Origin of the sequence: Arthrobacter sp. I3 (genome assembly GCF_000520575.1) — a bacterium.
GTDB lineage: Bacteria > Actinomycetota > Actinomycetes > Actinomycetales > Micrococcaceae > Arthrobacter > Arthrobacter humicola_A.
The window spans coordinates 12,493-14,615 of record NZ_KI914929.1 but is presented as its reverse complement, the minus strand read 5'-3'; the positions used below and the strand labels follow the sequence as shown (position 1 = coordinate 14,615).

4 protein-coding genes are annotated in these 2,123 nt (G+C 73.2%); 2 read left to right on the top strand and 2 right to left on the bottom strand.

The genetic code is table 11. The features are described 5' to 3' along the window. Together Y706_RS28210 and dhaM are read left to right on the top strand one after the other, a co-directional pair. The coding region (locus Y706_RS28210) for a DAK2 domain-containing protein (protein ID WP_043436124.1) at positions 1 to 188 on the top strand (188 nt) is incomplete at its 5' end. Then, positions 185 to 856 carry a dihydroxyacetone kinase phosphoryl donor subunit DhaM gene (dhaM, locus tag Y706_RS0112970; RefSeq protein ID WP_028276912.1) on the top strand — a complete coding sequence of 224 codons (672 nt, stop codon included), beginning with the start codon at positions 185 to 187 and terminating at the stop codon, positions 854 to 856. The genes Y706_RS28210 and dhaM, both read left to right, overlap by 4 nt. 3 nt (positions 857 to 859) lie before the next feature. On the opposite strand, the gene Y706_RS0112965 is transcribed toward dhaM, so the two are convergent. Continuing rightward, positions 860 to 1,357, bottom strand: coding sequence for a hypothetical protein (locus tag Y706_RS0112965; protein ID WP_028276911.1), 498 nt, complete (start codon positions 1,355 to 1,357; stop codon positions 860 to 862). Positions 1,358 to 1,373: 16 nt separating this feature from the next. Beyond that, the coding region (locus Y706_RS25370) for an HhH-GPD family protein (RefSeq protein ID WP_084476127.1) at positions 1,374 to 2,123 on the bottom strand (750 nt) is incomplete at its 5' end.

Genomic DNA, 2,123 nt, shown 5'->3' with positions numbered 1-2,123 from the left:
ACGGCGATGTCAGGAAGGTGCTGCTAGCCGCGGCGGAGGCCGCCGAAGCCGGCGCCGTGTCCACGGATCCGATGCTCGCCCGCAAGGGCCGGGCCAGCTACCTGGGGGAGCGCAGCATCGGCCACCGCGACCCCGGAGCGGTCTCCAGCGCGCTGATTCTGCGCGCCGCGGCCGGAGCGGCCGAATGACAGTCAGGCTGGTGGTCGTCTCGCACAGCTCCAAGATCGCGGACGGCGCCGTCGAACTCGCCGCGCAGATGGCTCCCGACGTCCTGATCCTGCCCGCCGGCGGCACCGACGACGGCCGCATCGGCACGAGCCTGGACAAGGTCATGGCGGCCCTGGAGCAGGCTGCCGGTGACGGTGTGGTGGTGCTCGCCGACCTCGGCTCTGCGGTGATGACGGCCGAGTCCGCTGCGGAGTTTGCAGCCGATCCGGGCTCGGTGCTGATTGCTGACGCGCCCATCGTCGAAGGACTCGTCGCGGCCGCGGTGGCTGCCCAGGCAGGGGCCGAAGCGGCGGCGGTGAAGGACGCGGCCGAGGCCGTCTACCGGCCCCCGGCCCATCCCGCGGAGGCGGGGCATGTGCACCAGCAGCCGCCGGACGCCACCGGGGACTTTGAGCTCGTCAACCAGACCGGCATGCATGCCCGGCCGGCAGCGAAGATCGCCGGAGGCCTGTCCGCCATGGACGCCGAAGTGACCATTAACGGCGCCGATGGCGCTTCCATGACCGAACTCATGATGCTTGCCGCCGGCAAGGGAACCGTCCTGCACGTGGAGGCCAGCGGCCCGGACGCCGCCAAGGCGGTCGACTACCTGGGACGCCTGGTCGGCTCGGGGTTCGGAGAACCGTAAGCGCTAGGGTGCCTGGCGGAGTCCGGCCGCGTCGAGCACGACGCTGGCGGTGATGAAGGTTCCGCACTGCTCACCAAACGGGTGCGCCGACCGGGGCGTGAACGCCGCGGTCCGGGCCGGCAGCGGGTTCCCGGCGGTGTCCGTGCCCGTGGCCGTCACCTCGATCCCTCTGGCGCTCAGCGTCTCCATCATCAGCATTCCGGTCAGGGTGCCGTCGGGTGAGGAAGTGGCCGAGCAGACGCCGTCGCCGCCGTAGGGGCCCGGCTCGCAGCCTTGGTCCACGGCCGTGCTCCCGGGAACCAGTTCGAGGTCCGCCTCCTTGCAGCGGCCGTCCTGGCATGCGGCCAGGTGGATGGTCCGCACTGACGGGGCGTACTCCCGGTCCACCGTGAGCGACACAACGGGCGCCTGGGCGATCGCCGGGCAGGCGGCCTCCGGCCGGCACGAGACAGGCAGGACTGCGGTGAGGACCAGCACGGCCGCGGCCGCCAGCTTGCGCATGCTCCAGCGTAGATCCTCAGCCCGGGAGCCGGAAGCCGCCCTGGTGCAGTTCGGCGAGGCCGTCGCCCAGCAGCCCTGCAAGCGCCCGTTCCAGCTGCTCGGGGGCCGCGTTGAGCCGGTGCAGGGCCGCGAGCGGGATGCCGATGCCCTGCGGTTCGAAGCCCAGGTCCGCTGGAGCCTGGTGGAACAGGACCGTCGCCACGGGCTCCTCGGCTGCCCGCAGGACGGCCATCACGGCGCCGCGCACCTGCCGGTCCGTGCCGTGCCAGGCCTGTCCCTTGGGCGTGTATGTCGGCGCCGGCTCCCCGGCCGCCAGCCAGGCGCAGGACTCCCGGACAGGGCACTGGCCGCACTTGGGGGTCCGAGCAGTGCAGACCAGGGCGCCGAGTTCCATGACGGCGGCGTTCCAGCGCACCGAGGCGCCGGGGCGGTCCGGGAGCAGCGATGCCGCCAGCCGCATTTCGGCGGCGGTCAGGGCCTGCGCCGGCAGGGCAGAGCCGGTGACCAGCCGCGCGTGGACCCGGCGGATGTTCGTGTCCACCACCGTTTCGCGGCGTCCGTGGGCGAACGCGGCGACGGCCGCGGCCGTGTAGCTGCCCACGCCCGGCAGGTCCAGGAGTTCGGTGTAGGTGTCGGGGACGGCCCCGCCGTGGCTGTCCCTGATGGCGACGGCGGCAGCATGCAGGCGCAGGGCGCGCCGGGGATATCCCAGCCGGCCCCAGGACCGGACGGCCTCCCCGGCGGGTTCGCCGGCCAGATCGGGTCC